Origin of the sequence: Streptomyces zinciresistens K42, assembly GCF_000225525.1 — a bacterium.
GTDB classification, from domain to species: domain Bacteria; phylum Actinomycetota; class Actinomycetes; order Streptomycetales; family Streptomycetaceae; genus Streptomyces; species Streptomyces zinciresistens.
In genome coordinates this window covers 1-23653 of sequence record NZ_AGBF01000002.1, presented here as the reverse complement: position 1 = coordinate 23653, position 23653 = coordinate 1, and the positions used below count along the sequence as shown (strand labels likewise).

Below are 23653 nucleotides of genomic sequence, written 5' to 3'. Positions count from 1 at the left end.
CCCCTTCTTCAGGTCTTCAGGTCTTGAGCTCTTCAGTGTCCGGCGCCCGTCACGGACCGAGCAGCAGCCGCACCCGCTCCTGCCCCACCGCCAGCAGCAGCGTCGGCAGGCGCGGACCGGTGTCCCGGCTGACCAGCAGGCGGTACAGCAGGGCGAAGAACGTCCGCTGCGCCGTCTTGATCTCGGCCGGCAGCTCCTTGGGCGTGGCGTCCGCGGAGAATCCGGCCTGCACCTTGGGCACCCCGTACACGAGGTGGGTGAGCCCGTCGAGCGACCAGTGCCCGGCGAGTCCGTCGAGCAGCAGCCGCAGGGACTCCCGGGACGCCTCGTCGAGGGACTTCAGCAGCTCGCCGTCGGGCTCCTCGCGCACGACGGTGCGCTGGTCGGCGGGGACCTGGGTGTTGATCCACGCCTCGGCCTTGTCGAACCGCGGGCGGGCCTCGTCCAGCGAGGCGAGCGGGTTCTCCGGGTCGAGCTCGGAGAGGATCCGCAGCGCCTGGTCCTGGTGCCCGGCGGTGATGTCCGCGACGGACGCGAGCGTCCGGTACGGCAACGGGCGGGCGGTGCGCGGCAGTTCACCGGCGGCGGTGCGCACGGCACGGGAGTGCGCGGCGGCGTCGGCCGGCAGCGCGGAGCCGTCGGCGACCTTCGCGTCGAGCTTGTCCCACTCGTCGTAGAGCCGCTGGATCTCCTGGTCGAAGGCGATCTTGAAGGACTGGTTGGGGCGGCGGCGGGCGTAGAGCCAGCGCAGCAGCTGCGGCTCCATGATCTTCAGCGCGTCGGAGGGCGTGGGCACGCCACCGCGCGAGGAGGACATCTTGGCCATGCCGCTGATGCCGACGAAGGCGTACATCGGGCCGATGGGCCGCTCGCCGCCGAAGATCCCGACGATCTGCCCGCCGACCTGGAAGGACGACCCGGGCGAGGAGTGGTCGACACCGCTGGGCTCGAACACGACGCCCTCGTACGCCCACCGCATGGGCCAGTCGACCTTCCAGACCAGCTTGCCGCGGTTGAACTCGTTGAGGCGGACGGTCTCGGAGAAGCCGCACGCGTCGCAGGTGTACGTCAGCTCGGTGGTGTCGTCGTCGTACGAGGTGACCGTCGTCAGGTCCTTCTCGCAGTTGCCGCAGAACGGCTTGTACGGGAAGTACCCGCCCGCGCCGGAGGAGCCGTCGTCCTCGGCGGCGGCGCCCGAGCCCTCCGCGGCCTCCAGCTCGGCCTCGTCGACCTGCTTCTGCTGCTGCTTGGCGGGCTTGGGCCTGGTCCGGTACTGGGCGAGCACGGCGTCGATGTCGGCGCGGTGCCTCATGGCGTGCAGGATCTGCTCGCGGTAGGCGCCGGCGGTGTACTGCGCCGTCTGGCTGATCCCGTCGAACGCGACGCCCAGTTCGGTGAGCGCCTCGACCATGGCGGCCTTGAAGTGCTCGGCCCAGTTCGGGAAGGACGAGCCCTTCGGCGCCGGGACCGAGGTCAGCGGCTTGCCGATGTGCTCTGCCCACGACTCGTCGACCCCGGCGACACCGGCCGGCACCTTGCGGTAGCGGTCGAAGTCGTCCCAGGAGATCAGATGCCGGACCTGGTGCCCGCGCCGCCGGATCTCGTCGGCGACCAGGTGCGGGGTCATGACCTCGCGCAGGTTGCCGAGGTGGACGGGTCCGGAGGGGGAGAGCCCCGACGCGACGACGACCGGTTTGCCCGGGGCCCGACGCTCCGACTCCTCGATGACCTCATCCGCGAAACGGGAGACCCAGTCGGTGGTCTCGGTGCTCTGAGCCACGATCGGCACGTCCTTCTTTCTCCGGGGCAGCCGTACGGTCGGCGGCCGGCGCACCATTCTCCCAGACGGCGTCCCGCCCGGGAAAACCGCTTTACCCCCCATGGGATACTGACCGTGTCCATCGATCCTCACGAGGAGAACGGCATCCATCCCATGACCTCGGTCACGTCGCTCACCGCTCACGTCCAGCAGCGTCTCGCGGACGCCCTGTCGGCCGCCCGGCCGCAGGCCGACGCCGACCCGCTGCTGCGCCGCAGCGACCGGGCCGACTTCCAGGCCAACGGGATCCTGGCACTCGCCAAGCAGAGCAGGGCGAACCCGCGGGAGCTGGCGGCGGAGGTCGTCGGCCACATCGTCACCGGTGACGTGATCGCCGACGTCGAGGTCTCCGGCCCCGGGTTCCTCAACATCACCGTCGCCGACCGGGCGATCACCGCGAACCTCGCCGCGCGGCACGCCGACGGCGAGCGTCTGGGCGTCCCCCTGAAGCGGGACGCGGGCATCACGGTCGTCGACTACGCCCAGCCGAACGTGGCCAAGGAGATGCACGTCGGCCATCTGCGGTCGGCGGTCATCGGCGACGCGCTGCGCGGCATGCTCGACTTCACCGGCGAGACGACGATCGGCCGGCACCACATCGGCGACTGGGGCACCCAGTTCGGCATGCTCATCCAGTACCTGTTCGAGCACCCCGGCGAGCTGGCCCCCGCGGCCGAGGTCGACGGCGAGCAGGCGATGAGCAACCTGAACCGGGTGTACAAGGCGTCGCGTGCGGTCTTCGACACCGACGAGGAGTTCAAGGAGCGGGCCCGCAAGCGGGTCGTCGCCCTGCAGTCCGGCGACAAGGAGACCCTCGAACTGTGGCAGCAGTTCGTGGACGAGTCGAAGGTCTACTTCTCCTCCGTCTTCGAGAAGCTGGACATGGAGATCCGCGACGAGGAGATCGTCGGCGAGTCCGCGTACAACGAGGGCATGCCCGAGACCGCCCGGCTCCTGGAGGAGAAGGGCGTCGCGGTGCGCTCCGAGGGCGCGCTCGTGGTCTTCTTCGACGACATCCGCGGCAAGGACGACCAGCCGGTGCCGCTGATCGTGCAGAAGGCCGACGGCGGCTTCGGCTACGCGGCCTCCGACCTGACCGCCATCCGCAACCGCGTCCTCGACCTGCACGCGACGACCCTGCTGTACGTGGTGGACGTCCGCCAGTCGCTGCACTTCCGGATGGTCTTCGAGACGGCCCGCCGGGCCGGCTGGCTGAACGACGGCGTCACCGCGCACAACATGGGCTACGGCACGGTGCTCGGCGCGGACGGCAAGCCGTTCAAGACCCGTGAGGGCGAGACCGTCCGGCTGGAGGACCTGCTGGACGAGGCGGTCCAGCGGGCGGCCGGGGTGGTCCGGGAGAAGGCCCGGGACCTCACCGAGGACGAGATCCGGGAGCGGGCCGCGCAGGTCGGCATCGGCGCCGTGAAGTACGCGGACCTGTCGACGTCGCCGAACCGCGACTACAAGTTCGACCTCGACCAGATGGTCTCGCTGAACGGCGACACCTCCGTCTACCTCCAGTACGCCTACGCCCGGATCCAGTCGATCCTGCGCAAGGCGGGCGACACCGGACCGCTCGCCCACCCGGAACTCGAACTGCACCCCGCGGAAAGGGCGTTGGGCCTGCACCTGGACGCGTTCGGGGACACGGTCTTCGAGGCGGCCGCGGAGTACGCCCCGCACAGGCTGGCGGCGTACCTGTACCAACTGGCCTCGCTGTACACCTCGTTCTACGACAAGTGCCCGGTGCTGAAGGCCGAGACGCCCGAGCAGGTGGAGAACCGCCTGTTCCTGTGCGACCTGACGGCCCGGACACTGCACCGCGGCATGGCCCTGCTGGGCATCCGCACACCCGAGCGCCTCTGACCGGGGCCGGGCCCGTCCGCCCCGGGGGGAAGGACGGGCCCGAACCGGCTCACGCGCCGCCCGTTGTCGGTGCCACCCCTTAAAGTCACCGGCATGGCGACACTCCCGAACGCGCTTCCGAGGCTGGCCGCCCTCGGACTGCCGCTCCCGCCCGGCCGGTTGGTCGACGCGACGGCCGACGGACCGTGGCACGAGCCACTGCTGTGGCTCGCGGACGAGCCGGCGAAGCCCGGCGCCTGGTCCGCACTGGCCCCGGCCCTCCGCACGGCCGGCCTGCTGCCGGTCCTCATCGAGGCGGACGGCCCCCACGGCGGCCCGGACACCTGGGACCTGATGCCGGGAGCGATGTCCTACCCGGGCGACCACGACCCGGACGAGGTGCTCGCCGAGCTCTGGGAGGAGTACGCCGCCGGGGAGAGCGGCGAGGACTGGCCGGGGCGGGCCGAGAGCGCCCCCGAGGACCTCGCCGGCCTGCCGGACACGACCGCCGCCGACATCGCGGACTCCCTGCTCGCCGCGGGCAGCCTGCTCCGGGAGCCCCGGCTCGCCCTGGTACCGGCCCGCCGCAGCGCGGACGTCCCGGCGGTGATCGGCTGGGGCGGCCCGGCCAACCACGAGGGGGACACCGCCCGCCTGTGCGCGGTGCTCCGCTCCTGGGAGGACCGCTTCGGCATACGGGTGGTGGCACTCGGCTTCGACCACCTGCTGGTCTCGGTGGCGTCCCCGTCGGCCACCCCGGCACAGGCCGAGGCGATCGCCGCCGAGCACTTCGCGTTCTGCCCGGACAACATCCTCCAGAGCGGCGACGACGTCCGCGCCTACGCCGAGACCCGACTCCTCGGCCAACCGGCCTGGCACTTCTGGTGGGACTAGGTCCTGTCTGGAGTTCCCCGTCGTCGCCCGAAGGGCGGCCTCGCGACGTCTGGTGTGGTGCATCGGCGTGCGGCCGGATCGTCCTCGTACTGGATGTACTTGGATGATTCGGCTCCGTGCGTCGAGGTGCCGTGCCAGGCGTCGCGAGGCAGACGGGGAACTCCAGACAGGGCCTAGGGCAGCAGCCGCATCCCGGCGGGCGTGTCGATCCCGAACTCCTCGGCCAGCAGAAGCCGCGCCCGCTCCTCCCCCGTCACCGTCCGCTCCAGGACGCTCCCGTCCGCACGGGTCTCGGTGAGCAGGGCGCCGTGCAGCAGCAGATGGCGTTCGGCGCTGAGGTGCCGGACGAACAGGCGCTGGGTGAAGGGTGAGCGCGGATTCGTGGCGATGTGCCAGTTGACGACCTCGAAGTCGGGCTGCTCGAACGGCTCCAGGGTGAAGGCGTACTGCCCCTCCCACCGGTCCGTCGCCCGGTCGTGGGCCTGGAGCAGCCACAGCGGCAGCGGCCCGTCGTGCGGGACGTGGACCAGCCGGTGCCGCCGTCCGGCGCCCTGGAACTCGGCGCCCACGGTGAGCGGCACCGGCTCCAGCAGGGCACCGAGCGCGCCGAATCCGACGTCCGCGAGGTAGGGCCGCGCGTCGCCGGGGACCCGCACGAGCAGCGCCATGTGGGTGCGCGGACGGCTCTCGATACGGTCGGCCCCCACGACGACCCGGGCGCCCAGCCGGGCCACCCCGAAGCCCAGCTCCTCCAGGGCGCAGGCGAACAGGGTGTTGTGCTCGTAGCAGTAGCCGCCGCGCCGACCGCGCACCAGCTTGGCCATCAGATCGGCCGGAGCGAGCGAGGGGGCGACACGGCGCAGGGCGTCCAGGTTCTCGAAGGGGATGCCCCGCAGGTGCGCCAGATGCACACCCCGCAGAGTCGCCGCATCAGCCGCCCGCTCCCCCTCCCACCCGATCCGCCCCAAGTACGCGTCGAGCTCGAACCCCGGAGTGTCGAACATGGCCCCACCCTAAAAGGAACACCCCGCCCCGTCCCACAACGCCTCCCCGAACCAGGAGATCTCCGCAGCTCAGAGCCCGTCCCACGACGGGGCCGTCCCGAATCCACCGGCCAGGACTGGCCCAGCGGCCAGATGATCGAGCAGGCTGGTGCGCACCCCGGAACCCCAGCCAAGGAGAGGGCCGCACCATGTCCGCGTCCGCACCCCCCGTCCCGCGCCGCCGCGCCCGGCTGCTGACCGCCGCGCTGCTGGCGGCCGCCGCACTCGCGCTCACCGGGTGCGAGGACGGCAAGGGCCTGCGCGACGAGGGCCCGTCGACCCCGACCAGCCCCACCGTCACACCGCCCGCGCCCCCCACGGCCAACCCGGCCGACCCGGCCACCACCCGCACCACCCCGCGGTCCACCGCCGCGAGGTGAGCGGCCCCGACTCCCGTCAGCGGCCCAGCTTCCGCGCGGCCTCCGTGGCCCAGTACGTGAGGATCGTGCGCGCCCCGGCCCGCTTGATGCCGGTCAGCGCCTCGAAGATCGCCCGGTCCCGGTCGATCCAGCCCTTCTCGGCGGCGGCCTCGATCATGGAGTACTCACCGGAGATCTGATACGCGACGACGGGCACGTCCACCGCGTCGGCGACCCGGGCCAGGATGTCGAGGTAGGGCCCGGCCGGCTTGACCATCACCATGTCGGCGCCCTCCTCCAGATCGAGCGCCAGCTCGCGCAGCGACTCCCGCGCGTTGGCCGGGTCCTGCTGATAGGTCCTGCGGTCGCCGCGCAGCGAGGAGCCGACGGCCTCCCGGAAGGGCCCGTAGAAGGCGGAGGCGTACTTGACGGTGTAGGCGAGGATCGCCACGTCCTCGCGCCCGATCTGGTCGAGCGCGTCGCGGACGACGCCGATCTGCCCGTCCATCATCCCGCTGGGTCCCACGACGTGGGCCCCGGCGTCGGCCTGGACCTGGGCCATCTCGGCGTACCGCTCCAGCGTGGCGTCGTTGTCGACGCGCCCGTGCTCGTCCAGCACACCGCAGTGCCCGTGGTCGGTGGTCTCGTCCAGGCACAGGTCGGACATGACGAGGAGGTCGTCGCCGACCTCGGCCCGCACGTCCCGCAGCGCGACCTGGAGGATGCCGTCGGGGTCGGTGCCCGGGGTGCCGTACGCGTCCTTCTTGCCCTCCTCGGGCACGCCGAAGAGCATGATCCCGGAGACCCCGGCCTCCACGGCCTCCAGCGCCGCCTTCTTCAGGCTGTCCCGCGTGTGCTGGACCACGCCCGGCATGGAGCTGATCGGCACCGGCTCGCGGACCCCCTCGCGCACGAACGCCGGGAGGATGAAGTCGGCCGGGTGCAACCGGGTCTCGGCGACCATGCGCCGCATGACGGGGGTGGTCCGCAGACGCCGGGGCCGCGTACCGGGGAAGGATCCGTACGTCGTCATGCCGTCTACGCTACGCCCGCCCCGGCAGCCCCTTTGCCGACGCGGAGTCGGGACGGGCCCGCCCCCGGATCGTCCGGAGGCGGGCCCGCCCGCGCCGTTTCGTACGGCTGTGCTCAGGTCGCGCGGCGCCGCCGGGCTCCCGGCCTGCGCTCGCTCGGCCGGGTCACCGCGTCCCCGGCGTCCAGCGCGGCGGTGCGGCGCCGCGTGCCGAAGTCGGCCAGCGCCTCGGCCAGCCTCAGCACGGACGGCTCGGGGGCCATGACGTCCACCCGCAGCCCGTGCTCCTCGGCGGTCTTGGCGGTCGCCGGACCGATGCAGGCGATCACCGTCACGTTGTGCGGCTTGCCGGCGATGCCGACGAGGTTGCGCACGGTGGAGGAGGAGGTGAAGAGCACCGCGTCGAAGCCGCCGCCCTTGATCGCCTCCCGGGTCTCCGCCGGAGGCGGCGAGGCCCGCACGGTCCGGTAGGCGGTGACGTCGTCGACCTCCCAGCCCAGCTCGATGAGCCCGGCGACCAGGGTCTCGGTGGCGATGTCGGCCCGCGGCAGGAACACCCGGTCGATCGGGTCGAACACCGGGTCGTAGGGCGGCCAGTCCTCCAGCAGCCCGGCGGCCGACTGCTCGCCGCTCGGCACGAGGTCGGGCTTCACGCCGAAGGCGATGAGCGCCCCGGCCGTCTGCTCGCCCACCGCGGCGACCTTGATCCCCGCGAAGGCGCGGGCGTCGAGCCCGTACTCCTCGAACTTCTCCCGCACCGCCTTGACGGCGTTGACGGAGGTGAAGGCGATCCACTCGTAGCGGCCGGTCACCAGTCCCTTGACGGCCCGCTCCATCTGCTGCGGCGTGCGCGGCGGCTCGACGGCGATCGTGGGCACCTCGTGCGGTACGGCGCCGTAGGACCGCAGCTGGTCGGAGAGCGAGGCCGCCTGCTCCTTCGTGCGCGGCACGAGGACCTTCCAGCCGAACAGCGGCTTGGACTCGAACCACGAGAGCTGGTCGCGCTGGGCGGGTGCGGAACGCTCACCGACCACGGCTATCACCGGCCGCGCGCCCTCGGGCGAGGGCAGCACCTTGGCCTGCTTCAGCGTCTGGGCGATGGTGCCCAGGGTCGCCGTCCAGGTCCGCTGGCGGGTGGTGGTGCCGGCGACGGTGACCGTCATCGGGGTGTCGGGCTTGCGGCCCGCGGAGACCAGCTCACCGGCCGCCGCGGCGACGCAGTCCAGCGTCGTGGAGACGACGACGGTGCCGTCGGACGCCCCGACCTCGGTCCAGCAGCGGTCCGAGGCGGTCCGCGCGTCGACGAACCGCACGTCCGTGCCCTGGGCGTCGCGCAGCGGCACCCCGGCGTAGGCGGGCACCCCCACCGCGGCCGCCACCCCGGGCACGACCTCGAACGGCACACCGGCCGCGGCGCACGCCAGCATCTCCTCGGCGGCGTACGCGTCGAGCCCGGGATCCCCGGACACCGCGCGCACGACCCGCCTGCCGCCCCTCGCGGCCTCCATGACAAGATGTGCGGCATCCCGCACCGCGGGTGACCCAGCGCTCCTTGACGCGCCGTCAACCGGCGTCGGCCGGGGCGTGTTCGTGCCCGGAAGCGGGTCCGGCGCCGGACCGGCCTCCGTGTCCACGAGCGAGACGCCGGGCCGCGCGTGCGTCCGGACGACGTCGAGCACCTCGTGCTCGGCGACGAGGACGTCCGCGTGCGCCAGCGCCTCGACGGCGCGCAGGGTCAGCAGTCCCGGATCCCCGGGTCCGGCACCCAGGAAGGTGACGTGCCCGTGTTCGAGGCCGGCGGGAAGAGTGGTGGGGCTCACTGTGCTCGCTCCCCCATCAGACCGGCCGCGCCCTGGGCAAGCATCTCGGAGGCGAGTTCGCGACCGAGCGTCAGCGCTCGGTCGTGCGTCTCGGGCACGGGACCGGTGGTGGACAGCTGCACCATCCGCGTGCCGTCGGTCGTGCCGACGACGCCGCGCAGGCGCATTTCCTTGACAACCTGCCCGCCGACCAGGATGTCGGCCAGCGCGCCCACGGGGGCGGAGCAGCCGGCTTCCAGGGCGGCGAGCAGGGACCGCTCGGCGGTGACGGCGATCCGTGTGAACGGGTCGTCGAGTTCACCGAGCGCGGCGACGAGGTCCGCGTTGCCCGCGGAGCACTCGACCGCCAGGGCCCCCTGGCCGGGGGCGGGCAGAACTGTGTCGACCGACAGGAAGTCGGTCACCTCGTCGAGGCGGCCGATGCGGCTCAGGCCGGCCGCGGCCAGCACCACCGCGTCGAGCCCGCCGTCGCGCACGTACCGGATCCGGGTGTCGACGTTGCCGCGGATCGGGACCATCTCGATGTCGAGGCCGTGGCCGCGCGCGTACGCGTTCAGCTGCGCCGTCCGGCGCGGTGAACCGGTGCCGACGCGCGCGCCGCGCGGCAGGTCGGTGAGCTTCAGGGCCTCGCGGGCGACGATCACGTCGCGCGGGTCCTCCCGCTCGGGGACGGCCGCCAGGGCCAGCTCCTCGGGCTGCGTGGTGGGCAGATCCTTCAGCGAGTGCACGGCGAAGTCGATCTCGCCGCCGAGCAGGGCGTCGCGCAGGGCGGTGACGAACACGCCGGTGCCGCCGATCTGCGCCAGCGCCTCGCGCGAGACGTCGCCGTACGTGGTGATCTCGACGAGTTCGACGGGGCGCCCGGTCGTCCGGCTCACGGCGTCGGCGACCTGCCCCGACTGGGCCATGGCGAGCCGACTGCGCCGGGTGCCGAGCCGTAGTGCCTGCTGGGTCATCGTGGGTCTCGGTTCTTCTCGGTACCGTCCTCGGCCCGGGAGACGGCGGCCACCGTGTCCTGGTCGAGGTCGAACAGGGTCCGCAGGGCGTCCGCGTACCCGGCGCCGCCGGGCTCGGCCGCGAGCTGCTTGACCCGGACGGTCGGGGCGTGCAGCAGCTTGTCGACCACGCGCCGGACGGTCTGCGTGATCTCGCCGCGGTGCTTGTCGTCGAGGGCCGGGAGCCGGCCCTCCAGCCGGGCGATCTCGTTCGCCACGACGTCCGCGGCCATCGCGCGCAGCGCGACGACGGTCGGCGTGATGTGCGCGGCCCGCAGCGCCGCCCCGAAGGCGGCGACCTCGTCGGCGACGATACGGCGGACCTGGTCGACGTCGGCCGCCATGGGGGCGTCCGCGGAGGCTTCCGCGAGGGACTCGATGTCGACCAGCCGCACTCCGGCCAGCCGGTGCACGGCCGCGTCGACGTCGCGCGGCATGGCGAGGTCGAGCAGGGCGAGGACCGGCTCGGGGCGCGGCGTCTCGGCGGCCGGCTCGGGCTTGCGCCGCTCGGGGACGCGGCCGACGGTGGCGGCGGTCGCGGCGAGCGCGGTGATCAGGTCGGCGTCGGTCTCGGGGCCGCGGCGGGCCGCCTCGCGGCGGTCGACGGCGCCGCCGGCCGCCCACGCCGCGTGCTGCTCCAGGGCGGCCGCGTCCAGGCCGGCGACGGCGGCCTCCCCGTGCACGGAAAAACCTCCCTGCACGGTGGTGGCGGTGAGGTCCAGCGGGCAGTTCTCGTCGGCGGCAGGCGGCAGCACCCGGCGGGTTCCGGTGTCCTCGGCGCTCGTGCGGGCGGCGGGAGCCTTCTCCGCGGGACGGGCGGCGGAGCGGCCGCCGCGGCCCTCGACGGCGGCGGCGATGTCCTCGGCGGTGAGGACGAGACCCGTCGCACCGGTGCAGGAGACGGCGATGTCGGCACGTGTCAGCTCGACCGGTACCGCGTCCATCGGTACCGCGCGGGCGGGCACGTCCGTGTCGTCGCCCTCGCTGATGATCTCGGCGAGGCGCTCGGCGCGGTCCGGGGTGCGGTTGGCGATGACCACCTCGGCGACACCGGCCCGCGCGAGGGTGGCGGCGGCCAGGGAGGACATCGATCCGGCGCCGATGACCAGCGCCTTCCGGCCGCGGGCCCAGGTCGCGACGTCCGCGCCGTCGGCGAGCTGCTGCAGGCCGAAGGTGACCAGGGACTGCCCGGCGCGGTCGATGCCGGTCTCGAAGTGGGCGCGCTTGCCGACCCGCAGGGCCTGCTGGAACAGGTCGTTCAGCAGGCGTCCGGCGCTGTGCAGCTCCTGGGCCCTGGCGAGGGAGTCCTTGATCTGGCCGAGGATCTGCCCCTCGCCGACGACCATCGAGTCCAGTCCGCAGGCCACCGAGAAGAGATGGTGGACGGCCCGGTCCTCGTAGTGGACGTAGAGGTACGGCGTGAGCTCGTCGAGGCCCACCCCGCTGTGCTGGGCGAGCAGCGTGGACAGCTCGGCGACACCGGCGTGGAACTTGTCCACGTCGGCGTACAGCTCGATGCGGTTGCAGGTGGCCAGCACGGCGGCCTCGGTGGCCGGCTCGGCGGCGACGGTGTCCTGCACCAGCTTGACCTGGGCGTCCGCGCTCAGCGCGGCGCGCTCCAGGACGCTGACCGGGGCGCTGCGGTGGCTCAGCCCCACGACGAGCAGACTCATGCCGGCATCACCGCGGGTACGTCCCCGTCCGGTCCCTGGTCGGCGGAGGCGTCGGAGCCGGTGCCGGTACGGCGTGCGGCGGCCGGTCCGGCGCCGTCGGCGTGGGCCTCCTCGCCCGCCTTGCGCTGCTCGTGGAACGCGAGGATCTGCAGCTCGATGGAGAGGTCGACCTTGCGCACGTCGACGCCGTCGGGGACGGTCAGCACGGTCGGCGCGAAGTTCAGGATGGACGTGACGCCGGCGCCCACGAGCCGGTCGCAGACGGCCTGGGCGGCTCCGGCGGGGGTGGCGATGACGCCGATGGACACGCCGTTGTCCTGGATGATCCTCTCCAGTTCGTCGGCGTGCTGCACGGGGATGCCCGCGACGGGCTTGCCGGCCATGGCCGGGTCGGCGTCGATGAGGGCCGCGACGCGGAAGCCGCGGGAGGCGAACCCGCCGTAGTTGGCGAGGGCGGCGCCGAGGTTTCCGATGCCGACGATCACTACCGGCCAGTCCTGGGTGAGGCCGAGTTCACGGGAGATCTGGTACACGAGATACTCGACGTCGTAGCCCACCCCGCGGGTCCCGTAGGAGCCGAGGTAGGAGAAGTCCTTGCGCAGCTTCGCGGAGTTGACCCCGGCGGCGGCGGCGAGTTCCTCGGAGGAGACGGTGGGCACCGAGCGCTCCGAGAGCGCCGTGAGGGCTCGGAGGTACAGCGGAAGCCGGGCGACGGTGGCCTCGGGAATGCCTCGGCTGCGGGTCGCCGGTCGGTGTGTTCGGCCAGTTGCCACGGTGCTCCTGCGGGTAGAGCGGGGCTGTAGGCGGTCACACGTCCCTAGATGACCGCCCCGTCGCCTAGAGGCTATGTCTTTGTGAACGCGTGCACAAAGATGGTGTCCGATTTGCCCGCCCAACGTGACCGGGCTCACGCACACCCGGCGCAGACGTGCGGAACTGGCGCACACGCACCATCGTTCCTCAACTCTTGGGGGCAAAACCGCACACTCTCCTCAACGATGCCCGCCCCCGAGACCAAGTCGCCGTCGATCCTAAGCCGATTTTCGCGCGGTTGGACTACTCGGTCAGTGCTTTGCGGAGGCGGTCCTCGTTCACCCGCCAGAAGGTGTGCTGGGCCCCGTCGACGAGGACGACCGGGATCTGCTCCCAGTACTGGTCGTGGAGTCGGGGGTCCTGCGTGATGTCCTTCCACACCCAGGGCACCCCGGCCTGCGCGCACACCCGCTCCACCACCCGCTGTGCGTCATCACACAGGTGGCAGTCCGGTTTGCCGATGAGCGTCACGAGCCGGTCCTGCGGCGGTCTTGCCGGGGCGCGGCGGAAGAGGGGACTCATGCCGGCCATTGTCCCGCCCCGGCGGACGCGCGGCCGGGCGCACCCCTTAACCGACCGGTCGCGGAGAGTTCACAGCCTTCGAACCTCTCGGCTCCGGGACCACCGAACAGAATGGCTATGCTCACGGTCATGGCCGCTCTTGGATGGCTCACTCCCCGTAGGCGTTCCGCCACGGCGCGGAGCGTGTTGGCTGGCGAGGCCTCGGCGGAGGCAGCGCGCAAGTCGTCACAGGAGGCGACGGAGGTCTCCCGGGCCGCGCCGGTCTTCCCGGTGCTCGGCGACGAGGAGGCCGCCGCGTTCTTCGACCTGGACAACACCGTGATGCAGGGTGCCGCCCTCTTCCACTTCGGGCGCGGGCTGTACAAGCGGAAGTTCTTCGAGACCCGCGAGCTCGCCAGGTTCGCCTGGCAGCAGGCGTGGTTCCGGCTGGCCGGCGTCGAGGACCCCGAGCACATGCAGGAGGCGCGCGAGTCGGCGCTGTCGATCGTGCAGGGCCACCGCGTCGCGGAGCTCCAGTCGATCGGCGAGGAGATCTACGACGAGTACATGGCCGAGCGGATCTGGCCGGGCACGCGTGCGCTGGCGCAGGCCCATCTGGACGCGGGCCAGAAGGTGTGGCTGGTGACCGCCGCCCCGGTGGAGATCGCCACGGTGATCGCCCGCCGCCTCGGCCTGACCGGCGCCCTCGGCACGGTCACGGAGTCGGTGGACGGGGTCTACACGGGCAAGCTCGTCGGCGAGCCCCTGCACGGCCCGGCGAAGGCGGAGGCGGTGCGCGCGCTGGCCGCGGCGGAGGGCCTGGACCTCGGCCGCTGCGCGGCGTACAGCGACTCGCACAACGACATCCCGATGCTCTCGCTGGTCGGCCACCCCTACGCCATCAACCCGGACGCCAAGCTGCGCAAGCACGCCCGCCGGCTGGACTGGCGGCTGCGCGACTACCGCACCGGCCGCAAGGCCGCGAAGGTCGGCATCCCGGCCGCGGCGGGGGTCGGCGCGGTGGCCGGCGGCACGGCCGCGGCGATCGCCATGCACCGGCGCCGCCGGTAGTACGCCCGCTCCCACCGCCGTCAGCCCGTCCGACCTCTGGGGACGGGCTGACGCCGTGTGGTGACCACGCCCGGGTGCACCGCCCGAAACGCGTCCACTACCCCCGTAACCCCCTGTCCAGTCAGGTTGGCTGGACACGGCCACAAGACGCCCCGGAGTAAGCCGGAACACGAACATATTCGTTCAACAAACGCTCACTCTTAGCCACTTGATCGACCGTCATTCGGTTACAGAAGAGACGCAATCGATGATTTGAGCAACTGGGCGTAGCAGGGCCTGTACGAAGCGTTATTCTCCTCAGACGCATTCCGGCACCTCTCCTTCGTCACGACGGGTGAAAGGTTCCGCACTGCACGTGATGGAAGCTCTGCCTCTGGGAGTCCCGTGTACCCACACGTCGGGGTTGACGCCTCGGGCCTGGCTACGCTGCGCGCATCGGTCCACGACCTGTTGCGCGGCTTCGTCCCCACCGCGTCCGCCGTCCCCGCCCTCGCCGTAACCGCCGTACCCGTCGGCCCGTGCTACGCACTCGCCGAGAGCGGCGCCGCCGTCGGCAGACGGGGACGCCCGACCGGCGCGGCCACCGCGCGCCGCCCCGCCGCGGACAGCGACGGCGGCCGCATGATGGACCTGGTGGAACGGGCGCAGGCCGGCGAGGCCGACGCCTTCGGACGGCTCTACGACCAGTACAGCGACACCGTCTACCGCTACATCTACTACCGGGTCGGAGGGAAGGCCACCGCCGAGGACCTCACCAGTGAGACCTTTCTGCGGGCCCTGCGCCGCATCGGCACCTTCACCTGGCAGGGCCGCGACTTCGGCGCCTGGCTCGTCACCATCGCCCGCAACCTGGTCGCGGACCACTTCAAGTCCAGCCGCTTCCGGCTGGAGGTGACCACCGGCGAGATGCTCGACGCCAACGAGGTCGAGCGCTCCCCCGAGGACTCCGTCCTCGAATCCCTCTCCAACGCCGCCCTCCTCGAAGCCGTACGACGGCTCAACCCCCAGCAGCAGGAGTGCGTCACCCTCCGGTTCCTCCAGGGCCTCTCCGTCGCCGAGACCGCCCGGGTCATGGGCAAGAACGAGGGCGCGATCAAGACCCTCCAGTACCGCGCCGTGCGCACCCTGGCCCGACTGCTCCCGGACGACGTGCGCTGAGCCCGCCCCCCAACCCCCCCACCACACGCCGACACTCTCCGCGACGGTCAACTCACCCTTAGTGAAAGTCGGTTGACTTCGCGGTCCGTTCGCCTTTCGTCCGTAACCCAAGTGCCGCGCCGCTCGTTGTGCGGGATGCAGGCTCCCTGTGGTCACTCCCTGACCCACTTCGATCACCCGATCGTGTGGATTCGATCAGGGGGTGCAACCCTCAGGACCCCCTGGGGAGTCGACCGTCATGACGAGAGGAGGTGCCGCCCGTGATCGCGAACGTATCGGCGCACCGGCGGGCGAACGCCTTCGCCCAGTCCCTGGAGGAGCGGACCGACCCGGGCCCGGCGGCCGAGGAGGCCGGGCAGCCCGATGGACCGGCACCGCCACCGGCTGCCGCGGAGCAGTCCGAGCAGGGGCGGCTGCTGGCGCTCGCCACGAGTCTCGGCGAGCTGCCCAGGCCGGAGCTCGACCCCGAGGTCAAGGTCGTCCATCGCGCCCAGCTCGTGGCCGCGATGGAGGCCATGCTCCGGGAGGGCACCGCGGGAGGCGAGGCGGGTCCGGCACTGCCCGGACAGCGTGCCGAGCGGGGCAGGGGCGCGCACCGGGCGACCCACCTGGGCAAGCTGCGGCCGCGCTCGCGGCTGGCCAAGGGCCTGACCGCGGGCGGGCTCAGCGTGGGAGTCGCCGCGGGCGCCTTCGGCGGAGTGGCCGCCGCGAGCAGCGACGCGCTGCCCGGTGACTCCCTCTACGGCCTGAAGCGCGGCATCGAGGACTTCAAGCTCAACGTCCTGGCCGACGGCGAGGACGAGCGCGGGCGCACCTATCTCGACCAGGCGTCCATCCGCCTGAGCGAGGCCCGCCGGCTGATGGAGCGCGGCCGCGGCGGGCAACTCGACCACGAGTCGCTCACCGAGATCCGCCGCGCCCTGTCCGGCATGCAGCACGACGCCGCGGAGGGGCACCGCCTGCTGCGCGAGGCGTACCAGCGCGACCCCGGCAGCCTCGCGCCCATCCAGGCCCTCTCCACCTTCTCCCGCTCGCACCGCCAGGCATGGGGCAGCCTGCGCGAGCGACTGCCCCTCCAGCTCGTTGACGTCAGCGACCGGGTGTCGTCGGTCTTCGACGCCATAGACGACGAGGTCGCCCCGCTGCGCTCGCTCCTGCCGAAGTCCCCGCAGCCCGGCGGCGACGGCAAGGGCCGCGGCGGCTCCGGCACGGATTCCACCGGTACGTCCGGCACCGGCCGGTCGGCACACCCCAGTGCCGGCGGCTCGTCCGACGGCAAGCGCTCCAGCGGCCCCAGCAAGTCGGCCGAGGGCTCCGCGGGCGACGGCGGCGGCCTGCTCGGCGGGAACACCGGGGGTCTGCTCGACCCGCCGAAGGCCACCGGCAGCACCGGCGCCTCACCGTCGCCCTCCCCGAGCAGCGAACCCGCGGTCACCCTTCCGCCCCTGCTCCCGGGCCTGCTGCCCGGCCTCGGCATCGAGGGCGAGGACGCGGGCTGACCCCACGGGACCGGCCGTACGACGGTGGGGGCGCCCCCGATGGGGCGCCCCCACCGTCGTACCCGCGGGCGGACGTCGTCAGAAGAAGACCGACCGCCGCTGCACCAGCAGCTTGTAGAGCGTGTGCTGGATCTGCTCCCGCACCTGGTCGGTCAGGTTGAACATCAGCATCGGGTCCTCGGCCGCCTCCGGCGGATAGCCGTCCGTGTGGATCGGATCGCCGAACTGGATCGTCCACTTCGTGGGCAGCGGCACCGCGCCCAGCGGACCGAGCCAGGGGAAGGTCGGCGTCAGCGGGAAGTACGGGATTCCGAGCACCCGGGCCAGCGTCCTGGCGTTGCCGATCATCGGGTAGATCTCCTCGGCCCCGACGATCGAGCACGGGATGATCGGCGTGCGCCGCCGCAGCGCGGTGGAGACGAAGCCGCCGCGGCCGAAGCGCTGGAGCTTGTAGCGCTCCCCGAAGGGTTTGCCGATGCCCTTGAAGCCCTCCGGCATCACCCCGACCAACTCGCCCTGCCCGAGCAGCCGGTCGGCGTCCTCCGCGCAGGCCAGGGTGTGCCCCAGCTTGCGGGCGAGTTCGTTGACGACCGGCAGCATGAAGACCAGGTCCGCCGCGAGGAGGCGCAGATGCCGGTCCGCCGGATGGTGGTCGTGCACGGCGACCTGCATCATCAGGCCGTCCAGCGGCAGCGTCCCGGAGTGGTTGGCGACGATCAGCGCCCCGCCCTCGGACGGGATGTTCTCCACGCCCTTCACCTCGACCCGGAAGTACTTCTCGTACAGCGGGCGCAGCAGGGACATCAGGACCTGGTCGGTGAGCTCCTCGTCGTAGCCGAAGTCGTCGACCTCGTAGTCCCCGGTGAGTCGGCGGCGCAGGAAGGACAGTCCGCTCGCGACACGCCGCTCCAGACCGCCTCCGTCGTCGTCCCGGGGCACCGCGGGGCGCTGCTCCTCCTCATGTGTCACAGGAACATCATCCTGCGCGCGGGGCCGTCCCGGCAGCGGCTGGACCTCGCCCACCTGCGCGGATTCACCGGTTGTGCGCCGGCTCCCCGTACCGCGCCGCCGCGACGGGCGCTGCGCGGCGCTCCCACGGGAGCGGTCGTCGTCGAACGGAATGACCTTGGCGTCCGCCATCGTTGATGCGCTCCTCAGTTGGCGCTCTGCGTCGGGAGGTGACCGCCGCCCAGGGCGGGCAGCGCGGCGATCCGGTCGACGGCCCCCGCGAGGGCCTCCGGCGGCAGCAGGCCCGCTCCCCGGCTGCGCGCGAACTCCGCGAAGGTCTCCGCCGTCGTGTGCTCCGGCCGGAATCCGAGGGTCTCCCGCATCTGGACCGTGGACACGACCCGGCCGTGGGTGAGCAACCGGATCTGCTCGGGCGAGAAGTCCGACATCCCCAGCGTACGCACCAGGGAGCCCGCCCAGGTCACGGCGGGCAGCAGCAGCGGCACGGTGGGGCGGCCCAGCCGCCGGGAGCACTGCGACAGCAGCAGCACGCCGTCGCCGGCGATGTTGAAGGTGCCGCTGTTGAGCGTGCCGCGCGCGGGCTCGTGCGAGGCGATGCGCAGCACCTCGATCACGTCGTCCTCGTGCACGAACTGCAACCGGGGGTCGTAGCCGAACACGGTCGGCAGCACCGGCAGCGAGAAGTACGAGGCGAGCGGGGTGTCGGCGGCGGGGCCGAGGATGTTGGCGAAGCGCAGCACGCACACGGCGACGTCGGGCCGCCGCCGGGCGAACCCGCGCACATAGCCCTCGACCTCGACGGCGTCCTTCGCGAAGCCGCCGCTGGGCAGGGACTTGGGCGGGGTGGTCTCGGTGAAGACGGCCGGGTCGCGGGGCGCCGACCCGTAGACGTTCGTGCTGGACTTCACCACGAGCCGCTGCACGGTGGGCGACTTCTGGCAGGCGCCGAGCAGCTGCATCGTCCCGATGACGTTGGTCTCCTTGACCGTGGTCCGGCTGCCGCTGCCGAGCGCCATGCCGGTCACGTCCATGTGGACGACCGTGTCGGCGCCGCTCTCCGCCAGTACCCGGGCGATGGTGGGCTGGCCGATGTCGGCCTGGATGAAGTCGGCGCCGCCCAGGTGGTGTTCGGGCGTGACCGCGTCCACGGCGACCACCCGGTCCACCTGCGGGTCCCGCTGGATCCGTCGTACGAATCGGCCGCCCAGTTGGCGGGCCGCTCCGGTCACGAGCACGACCTTGCCCAAGATCAGCGCCTTCCTTCCAGCCCTCGCACCCAAGCCGGGTTCCCCGTGTGCGGCCAACTTAGCGGGTCGGTGTCGCGCTGTGGCGGCCGCCCGATGCGAGACGTGACGGGAACGGCCCGCGTAGGACCAGACGGCGCAGTCCCGCCGGCTGTGCGTACGCACGGCGGCCGGTCCCTCGGCGCGTCCGGCCGCCACATACGCGTGGCCCCCCACCGGTTGCGGTGGGGGGCCACGGACACGCCGACGTGCGCGGCGTCGCCTACTTCTTGTTGCGACGCTGAACGCGCGTGCGCTTGAGCAGCTTGCGGTGCTTCTTCTTGGCCATCCGCTTGCGCCGCTTCTTGATAACAGAGCCCACGACTACCCTCGCTCACTTCTCATCACTCGGTGTTTGGGCGCCATGGGCCCACACGACCTACGAGGGGCTAGCCTACCCGTCCGAGCGCTGAGGTCGTAATCGAGGAGGCGGAGGGTAGCCCCGACGAGCCCTGAGGGCACCCTCCGCCCACGGCCGTCAGGCGGTTTCCACCCCCACGTAACTCTCGCGGAGGTACTCGTGAACCGCTTGCTCGGGGACACGGAAGGACCGCCCCACCCGGATCGCGGGCAGATGACCGCTGTGCACCAGCCGGTACACGGTCATCTTCGACACTCGCATCACCGAGGCGACCTCCGCCACGGTAAGGAACTGAACCTCGTTCAGAGGCCTCTCGCCAGCTGCAGCCATGACACACCTGAACCTTCCGCACTCGACGGCCACCGGCTTCCCCTCCCGGTGACTCTTCGTCGTTGCGTGCTCACTCCCCAATGTAGGTGCGGGTGATGCGAGTGGGGAAGAGGGGATGGCATCGGCGTCTTACTGTGACAGACACGCCCGTTTGAGTACGTAGCGGGTAAGCGGTCGGTAGTAAGCGGACCGCGCAGCGTCATCGAGGGGAACGGCGACGGACACGGAGCCCTCGGCCTCGCCCACGAAGAGCGCGGGATCGTTCGTGTCGGCCGGCCCCATGGCGTCGAACCCCAGCTGACCTGCCCCGCAGACCCAGCCGTGGTCCCCGATCACCAGCGCGGGCAGCGGCCCGCCGGCCTCCGCCGCGGCCGCCAGCGCGAGACGGACCGGGAGCGGTGAGTGCGTGTGTGCGCCGGGCTCACCACGGGGGCGGGCGGCGCCGGGTTCTCGCACCAACCCGACTCCCCGTACGTAGACGAGGTGGTGCGTACGTAGGCCGAACCGGGTCGTTATGTCGACACGGCGACCATACGCGGGGGTGAGGACGGCACATCCCGCCGACGACAGGGCGTCCGCGAGAGCGGCGTAGAAACCGAGCAGCCGATGGGGGTGCCCGGTGCCGATCAGCACCGGCTCGCCACGCTGTGCGGCGGCCCCGAGCCGATCGGCGAAGGCATCCAAGGCGGTCAAAGTCAGCTCAGGATCGATCACATCTTGACCGGACACACACCCCAAGTCGGCTGAAACACCGCACTTCTCGGCCATCAGCGCAAGCAGATCCCGCAGCCGCCACGCCCGTTCGGGATCGAGCCCGATCAGCACCCGGGGGTCCCGGGCCGCGAACAGCCGGTAGCTGCGCAGGCTCCGCTCACGAGAAGTATCCACGCTCCCGGCCAGCCGGGCGGCAAGAAGATGCGCCCGCAGGGCTTCGCGACCCACCACACGTCCGATGCTGCCGGACGGACCGCCGCAGGGGGACGGCACGGGAGGAACACCCCACGGTCGGGCTAACACCGGCCGTGCGGTCCCCCGCCTACGCCAGCAGCCCCCGCAGCGGGAACACCGCCTTCCGCGTCGCCAGCACCGCCTGGTCCAGCCGGTCCGCGGGGTCGTACCCCGTCTCCCACGCCTCCCACGTCACGGGCCACCGCCCGTCGGTCATCCGCCGCGGCCCCGACTGCCGGGTCCGCGCGTACACTTCCTGCCGCCACGCCTCCGGGATCACCGCCTCGGGGTCGACCGGCCGCCCCGCGGCGATCGCCACCAGATGCGTCCACGACCGCGGGACGACCTCCACCACCGCGTATCCGCCCCCGCCCAGCGCGATCCACCGGCCGTCGGCGTACGCGTGCGCCAGTTCGTGGCAGGCCACCTGCACCGCCCGTTGCGCGTCCAGCGACACCGCGAGATGGGCCAGCGGATCCTCGAAGTGCGTGTCCGCCCCGTGCTGGGTCACCAGGACCTGCGGCCGGAAGTCGGCGAGCAGCTCCGGCACCACGGCGTGGAAGGCCCGCAGCCAGCCCGCGTCCCCGGTCCCCGCCGGCAGCGCCACGTTCACGGCGGACCCCTCGGCACGCCCGGCCCCGGTCTCCTCCGGCCACCCGGTCTGCGGGAACAGCGTCCGGGGATGCTCGTGCAGCGAGATCGTCAGCACCCGCGGGTCCTCCCAGAACGCCGCCTGCACCCCGTCCCCGTGATGCACGTCGACGTCCACGTAGGCGACCCGCTCCGCCCCCAGCTCCAGCAGCCGCGCGATGGCCAGCGAGGCGTCGTTGTAGACGCAGAACCCCGAGGCCCCGCCCGGCATCGCGTGATGCAGACCGCCCGCGAAGTTGACCGCGTGCAGCGCGCTCCCGCGCCAGACGGCCTCGGCCGCCCCGACCGACTGCCCGGCGATCAGCGCGGACGCCCCGTGCATCCCCGCGAACGCCGGATCGTCGACCGTCCCGATCCCGTACGACTGGTCGGCCGCCCGGGGCTCCGCCGAGGCCGCCTTCACGGCCTCGATGTAGTCCTGCCGGTGCACAAGCCGCAGGGTCGACTCGCCCGCGGGCTGCGCCGCGACGACGTCCAGGTCCTTGTCCAGCCCGAAGGCGTCGACAAGGCTCCTGGTCAGACCGAGTCTCACCGGGTCCATGGGGTGGTCCCGGCCGAAGTCATAGCCCGTTACTGCCTCGTCCCACATCAGCTGTGCGCGGCCGCTCATGTCCGCCACCGTATAGGTCCGGCGCGGTGCCGAACGAGCGGGCGTACACGAGCGTCACCAGCACCAACACCATGGGCACCACCATCGCCCCGCGATAGCTCCACGCGTCGCCCAGCGCCCCCACCAACGGCGAACCGATCAGGAAGCCCACGTAGTTGAAGACGTTGAGCCGCGCGACGGCCGCGTCCGAGGCACCGGGGAACAGCCGCCCGGCCGCCGCGAACGTCTGCGGCACCAGCACGCACAACCCCAGCCCCAGCAACGTGAATCCCAGCATCCCCACCCACGCGCCCGGCGCGGTGGCCACCACCGCGAACCCGAGCGCCGCCACCAGGGCTCCCGCCCGCACCACGGCCACGGCCCCGAACCGGCGCACCCCGAAGTCCCCGATGGCCCGCCCCAGCAGCGTCGTCACCATGTAGACGTTGTAGGGAACGGTCGCCAGCTGCTCGGAACCGCCGAGCACGTCCTGCAGGTACTTGGCGCTCCAGTTGGAGACGGTCGAGTCCCCGATGTACGCGAAGGTCATCACGAGACACAGCGGCAGCAGCGCCTTGAAGACGACGCCCTGCTCACCGGCGGTCGTCTCCGCCGCCGCGGCGGTCCCGTCCCCGTCGACGTACCAGCGGCTCGCCACCAGCGCCGCCGGCACCAGCACCACCACGACCGGCAGATACGACACCGCCAGCGCGAGACTCCAGTGCGCGCCCACCCACGCCAGCGAGGCTCCCACGATCCCGCCGAGGCTGTACGCGGCATGGAAGCTGAGCATGATGCTGCGCCCGTACGCCCGCTGGAGGCTCACCCCGAGCATGTTCATCGAGGCGTCGAGAGCGCCCACGGCCAGCCCGAACACGGCGAGCGCGACGGCCAGTTCGACCATCCGCCGCCCGGCCCCGACCCCGAGCAGCGCCAGGAGCACGACGGGCTGGGACCATCGCAGTACCCGGCTCGGCGGCACCCGCCGCACCAGCCGCTCGGTCGCCACGCTCCCGGCCCCGGCCAGGATCGGCACCGCGGCCAGGAAGGCGGGCAGCAGCGCGTCGGAGACCCCGTACCGGTCCTGGATCGCCGGAATACGGGTCACGAGCAGGGCGAAGGCGACACCCTGGGCGAAGAATCCGAACGCCAGCGAGGCCCTGCCGCGCCGCAGCACATCAGTCATGGCGGCGAGCGTAAGGCCCAGCCGTACCCGTGGGTAGATCCAGCCAAAGGTGAATGTGCCTCAAGTTCACCCGGTCCCGGGCTCGCCGGTCGAGAGGAGCAGGTCGGTCAACTCCGCCATGTCGGCGAAGAGTCGGGTGGCACCGCTCAGCTTCCCGGCCGGCGTCATCGCGGTGAACCCGTACACGTCCATTCCGGCCGCGACGCCCGCCCGCACCCCGAGCGGACTGTCCTCCACGACGACGCACCGCTGCGGTGCCACCCCCATCCGCTCGGCCGCGTACAGGAACAGATCGGGCGCCGGCTTGCCGCGTCCCACGTCCTGTGCGCTGAAGATCCGTCCCTCGTCGAAGAACCGCCGCAGCCCGGTGGTGCGATGGCCGACCCTGATCCGCTCATGGCTTCCGGACGAGGCCACGCAGTACGGCACCCCGTCCCCGGCCAGCTTCTCCAGCACTCCGACGACCCCGTCGACGGCCTTCAACTCCCGCTCGAAGGCGGCGAACACCCGGGCGTGGAAGACGTCGTCGAAGTCCGCCGGCAGCCGCTGCCCCGACCGCTCCCGCACCAGGTCGTGAATCCGGTGCATCGCCGACCCCATGTAGTCCCGGACGGAGTCCTCGTACGACGTCGGGTGCCCCAGCTCCGTGAGGTACGCGGCGAGGAGCCGATTGGAGATCGGCTCGCTGTCGACCAGCACACCGTCGTTGTCGAAGATCACGAGGTCATAGCGCATACCCAAAAGCCTATGCGGTCCCTGAAACGCAGAAAGCCCCCGGCCGGTATCCCCGGGCCGGGGGCTTTCTCAATGATT

22 protein-coding genes are annotated in these 23653 nt (G+C 72.1%); 6 read left to right on the top strand and 16 right to left on the bottom strand.

All coding sequences use genetic code 11. From position 1 onward, the window contains the following. Positions 1 to 49 precede the first annotated feature (49 nt). The gene (gene lysS / locus SZN_RS01460) at positions 50 to 1789 is read right to left on the bottom strand and encodes a lysine--tRNA ligase (RefSeq protein ID WP_007490834.1); all 1740 of its coding nucleotides are present in this window, start codon (positions 1787 to 1789) and stop codon (positions 50 to 52) included. Between the two features lie 144 nt (positions 1790 to 1933). On the opposite strand from lysS, the gene argS reads away from it, so the two are divergent. Both argS and SZN_RS01450 read left to right on the top strand, forming a co-directional pair. Next, positions 1934 to 3688, top strand: coding sequence for an arginine--tRNA ligase (gene argS, locus SZN_RS01455; RefSeq protein WP_007490832.1), 1755 nt, complete (start codon positions 1934 to 1936; stop codon positions 3686 to 3688). 93 nt (positions 3689 to 3781) lie between these two features. Beyond that, positions 3782 to 4561: a DUF4253 domain-containing protein gene (locus SZN_RS01450; protein ID WP_007490830.1), complete on the top strand. Its 780-nt coding sequence runs from the start codon at positions 3782 to 3784 to the stop codon at positions 4559 to 4561. A gap of 173 nt (positions 4562 to 4734) precedes the next feature. On the opposite strand, the gene SZN_RS01445 is transcribed toward SZN_RS01450, so the two are convergent. After that, positions 4735 to 5565, bottom strand: coding sequence for an arylamine N-acetyltransferase family protein (locus SZN_RS01445; RefSeq protein ID WP_007490829.1), 831 nt, complete (start codon positions 5563 to 5565; stop codon positions 4735 to 4737). 188 nt (positions 5566 to 5753) lie between these two features. Between SZN_RS01445 and SZN_RS01440 the strand changes: the two genes are divergently transcribed. After that, entirely contained in the window at positions 5754 to 5984 is a 231-nt protein-coding gene (locus SZN_RS01440) for a hypothetical protein (RefSeq protein WP_007490828.1), read from the top strand. A gap of 16 nt (positions 5985 to 6000) precedes the next feature. On the opposite strand, the gene hemB is transcribed toward SZN_RS01440, so the two are convergent. The 6 genes from hemB to SZN_RS01410 form a co-directional block, all read right to left on the bottom strand. Further along, on the bottom strand, positions 6001 to 6996 hold the full coding sequence (gene hemB, locus SZN_RS01435) for a porphobilinogen synthase (protein WP_007490827.1): 996 nt from the start codon (positions 6994 to 6996) through the stop codon (positions 6001 to 6003). A 113-nt stretch (positions 6997 to 7109) separates the two neighbouring features. Then, positions 7110 to 8813, bottom strand: a complete 1704-nt coding sequence (locus SZN_RS01430; RefSeq protein WP_007490826.1) for a bifunctional uroporphyrinogen-III C-methyltransferase/uroporphyrinogen-III synthase — start codon at positions 8811 to 8813, stop codon at positions 7110 to 7112. Then, positions 8810 to 9769: a hydroxymethylbilane synthase gene (hemC, locus tag SZN_RS01425; RefSeq protein WP_007490825.1), complete on the bottom strand. Its 960-nt coding sequence runs from the start codon at positions 9767 to 9769 to the stop codon at positions 8810 to 8812. The genes SZN_RS01430 and hemC overlap by 4 nt, the downstream gene beginning before the upstream one ends. Then, complete coding sequence (locus SZN_RS01420; protein WP_007490824.1) at positions 9766 to 11481, bottom strand: glutamyl-tRNA reductase; 1716 nt, start codon at positions 11479 to 11481, stop codon at positions 9766 to 9768. The genes hemC and SZN_RS01420 overlap by 4 nt, the downstream gene beginning before the upstream one ends. After that, positions 11478 to 12254 (bottom strand): redox-sensing transcriptional repressor Rex, encoded by a 777-nt coding sequence (locus SZN_RS01415; RefSeq protein ID WP_043727421.1) that lies wholly within the window; start codon positions 12252 to 12254, stop codon positions 11478 to 11480. The genes SZN_RS01420 and SZN_RS01415 overlap by 4 nt, the downstream gene beginning before the upstream one ends. Before the next feature lie 283 nt (positions 12255 to 12537). Next, positions 12538 to 12825: a glutaredoxin family protein gene (locus tag SZN_RS01410; RefSeq protein ID WP_078508350.1), complete on the bottom strand. Its 288-nt coding sequence runs from the start codon at positions 12823 to 12825 to the stop codon at positions 12538 to 12540. A 120-nt stretch (positions 12826 to 12945) separates the two neighbouring features. On the opposite strand from SZN_RS01410, the gene SZN_RS01405 reads away from it, so the two are divergent. The 3 genes from SZN_RS01405 to SZN_RS01395 all read left to right on the top strand — a co-directional run bounded on the left by SZN_RS01405 (position 12946) and on the right by SZN_RS01395 (position 16523). Then, positions 12946 to 13866 carry an HAD family hydrolase gene (locus tag SZN_RS01405; RefSeq protein WP_078508360.1) on the top strand — a complete coding sequence of 307 codons (921 nt, stop codon included), beginning with the start codon at positions 12946 to 12948 and terminating at the stop codon, positions 13864 to 13866. Positions 13867 to 14250: 384 nt separating this feature from the next. Continuing rightward, positions 14251 to 15024: an ECF subfamily RNA polymerase sigma factor, BldN family gene (locus tag SZN_RS01400; protein WP_007490817.1), complete on the top strand. Its 774-nt coding sequence runs from the start codon at positions 14251 to 14253 to the stop codon at positions 15022 to 15024. Positions 15025 to 15284: 260 nt separating this feature from the next. Further along, positions 15285 to 16523, top strand: a complete 1239-nt coding sequence (locus tag SZN_RS01395) for a DUF5667 domain-containing protein (RefSeq protein WP_007490816.1) — start codon at positions 15285 to 15287, stop codon at positions 16521 to 16523. Positions 16524 to 16601: 78 nt separating this feature from the next. Here SZN_RS01395 and SZN_RS01390 read toward each other — a convergent pair whose 3' ends face one another. The 8 genes from SZN_RS01390 to SZN_RS01360 all read right to left on the bottom strand — a co-directional run bounded on the left by SZN_RS01390 (position 16602) and on the right by SZN_RS01360 (position 23575). Continuing rightward, positions 16602 to 17663, bottom strand: a complete 1062-nt coding sequence (locus tag SZN_RS01390) for a lysophospholipid acyltransferase family protein (protein ID WP_007490814.1) — start codon at positions 17661 to 17663, stop codon at positions 16602 to 16604. A 14-nt stretch (positions 17664 to 17677) separates the two neighbouring features. Further along, complete coding sequence (locus SZN_RS01385) at positions 17678 to 18739, bottom strand: NAD-dependent epimerase/dehydratase family protein (protein ID WP_007490811.1); 1062 nt, start codon at positions 18737 to 18739, stop codon at positions 17678 to 17680. Positions 18740 to 18998: 259 nt separating this feature from the next. Next, positions 18999 to 19097 carry a 30S ribosomal protein bS22 gene (locus SZN_RS38030; protein ID WP_003948845.1) on the bottom strand — a complete coding sequence of 33 codons (99 nt, stop codon included), beginning with the start codon at positions 19095 to 19097 and terminating at the stop codon, positions 18999 to 19001. Positions 19098 to 19253: 156 nt separating this feature from the next. Continuing rightward, positions 19254 to 19466 carry a helix-turn-helix domain-containing protein gene (locus tag SZN_RS01380; protein ID WP_004984898.1) on the bottom strand — a complete coding sequence of 71 codons (213 nt, stop codon included), beginning with the start codon at positions 19464 to 19466 and terminating at the stop codon, positions 19254 to 19256. A gap of 129 nt (positions 19467 to 19595) precedes the next feature. Continuing rightward, positions 19596 to 20411 (bottom strand): phosphatase, encoded by an 816-nt coding sequence (locus SZN_RS01375; RefSeq protein ID WP_043727414.1) that lies wholly within the window; start codon positions 20409 to 20411, stop codon positions 19596 to 19598. Positions 20412 to 20502: 91 nt separating this feature from the next. Then, a complete protein-coding gene (locus SZN_RS01370; protein WP_043727411.1) occupies positions 20503 to 21675 on the bottom strand; it encodes an acetoin utilization protein AcuC in 1173 nt (390 codons plus the stop codon). After that, positions 21626 to 22840: an MFS transporter gene (locus SZN_RS01365; RefSeq protein ID WP_043727406.1), complete on the bottom strand. Its 1215-nt coding sequence runs from the start codon at positions 22838 to 22840 to the stop codon at positions 21626 to 21628. Before SZN_RS01365 ends, SZN_RS01370 begins: the two co-directional genes overlap by 50 nt. A 66-nt stretch (positions 22841 to 22906) precedes the next feature. Then, the gene (locus tag SZN_RS01360; protein WP_007490804.1) at positions 22907 to 23575 is read right to left on the bottom strand and encodes an HAD family hydrolase; all 669 of its coding nucleotides are present in this window, start codon (positions 23573 to 23575) and stop codon (positions 22907 to 22909) included. Between the last annotated feature and the right edge of the window lie 78 nt (positions 23576 to 23653).

Coding starts and splice junctions, on each gene's coding strand:
- argS (WP_007490832.1), top strand. CDS start 1,934: ATGACCTCGGTCACGTCGCTCACCGCTCACGTCCAGCAGCGTCTCGCG.
- SZN_RS01450 (WP_007490830.1), top strand. CDS start 3,782: ATGGCGACACTCCCGAACGCGCTTCCGAGGCTGGCCGCCCTCGGACTG.
- SZN_RS01445 (WP_007490829.1), bottom strand. CDS start 5,565: ATGTTCGACACTCCGGGGTTCGAGCTCGACGCGTACTTGGGGCGGATC.
- SZN_RS01440 (WP_007490828.1), top strand. CDS start 5,754: ATGTCCGCGTCCGCACCCCCCGTCCCGCGCCGCCGCGCCCGGCTGCTG.
- hemB (WP_007490827.1), bottom strand. CDS start 6,996: ATGACGACGTACGGATCCTTCCCCGGTACGCGGCCCCGGCGTCTGCGG.
- hemC (WP_007490825.1), bottom strand. CDS start 9,769: ATGACCCAGCAGGCACTACGGCTCGGCACCCGGCGCAGTCGGCTCGCC.
- SZN_RS01420 (WP_007490824.1), bottom strand. CDS start 11,481: ATGAGTCTGCTCGTCGTGGGGCTGAGCCACCGCAGCGCCCCGGTCAGC.
- SZN_RS01410 (WP_078508350.1), bottom strand. CDS start 12,825: ATGGCCGGCATGAGTCCCCTCTTCCGCCGCGCCCCGGCAAGACCGCCG.
- SZN_RS01405 (WP_078508360.1), top strand. CDS start 12,946: ATGGCCGCTCTTGGATGGCTCACTCCCCGTAGGCGTTCCGCCACGGCG.
- SZN_RS01390 (WP_007490814.1), bottom strand. CDS start 17,663: ATGGCGGACGCCAAGGTCATTCCGTTCGACGACGACCGCTCCCGTGGG.
- SZN_RS01380 (WP_004984898.1), bottom strand. CDS start 19,466: ATGGCTGCAGCTGGCGAGAGGCCTCTGAACGAGGTTCAGTTCCTTACC.
- SZN_RS01370 (WP_043727411.1), bottom strand. CDS start 21,675: ATGAGCGGCCGCGCACAGCTGATGTGGGACGAGGCAGTAACGGGCTAT.
- SZN_RS01365 (WP_043727406.1), bottom strand. CDS start 22,840: ATGACTGATGTGCTGCGGCGCGGCAGGGCCTCGCTGGCGTTCGGATTC.
- SZN_RS01360 (WP_007490804.1), bottom strand. CDS start 23,575: ATGCGCTATGACCTCGTGATCTTCGACAACGACGGTGTGCTGGTCGAC.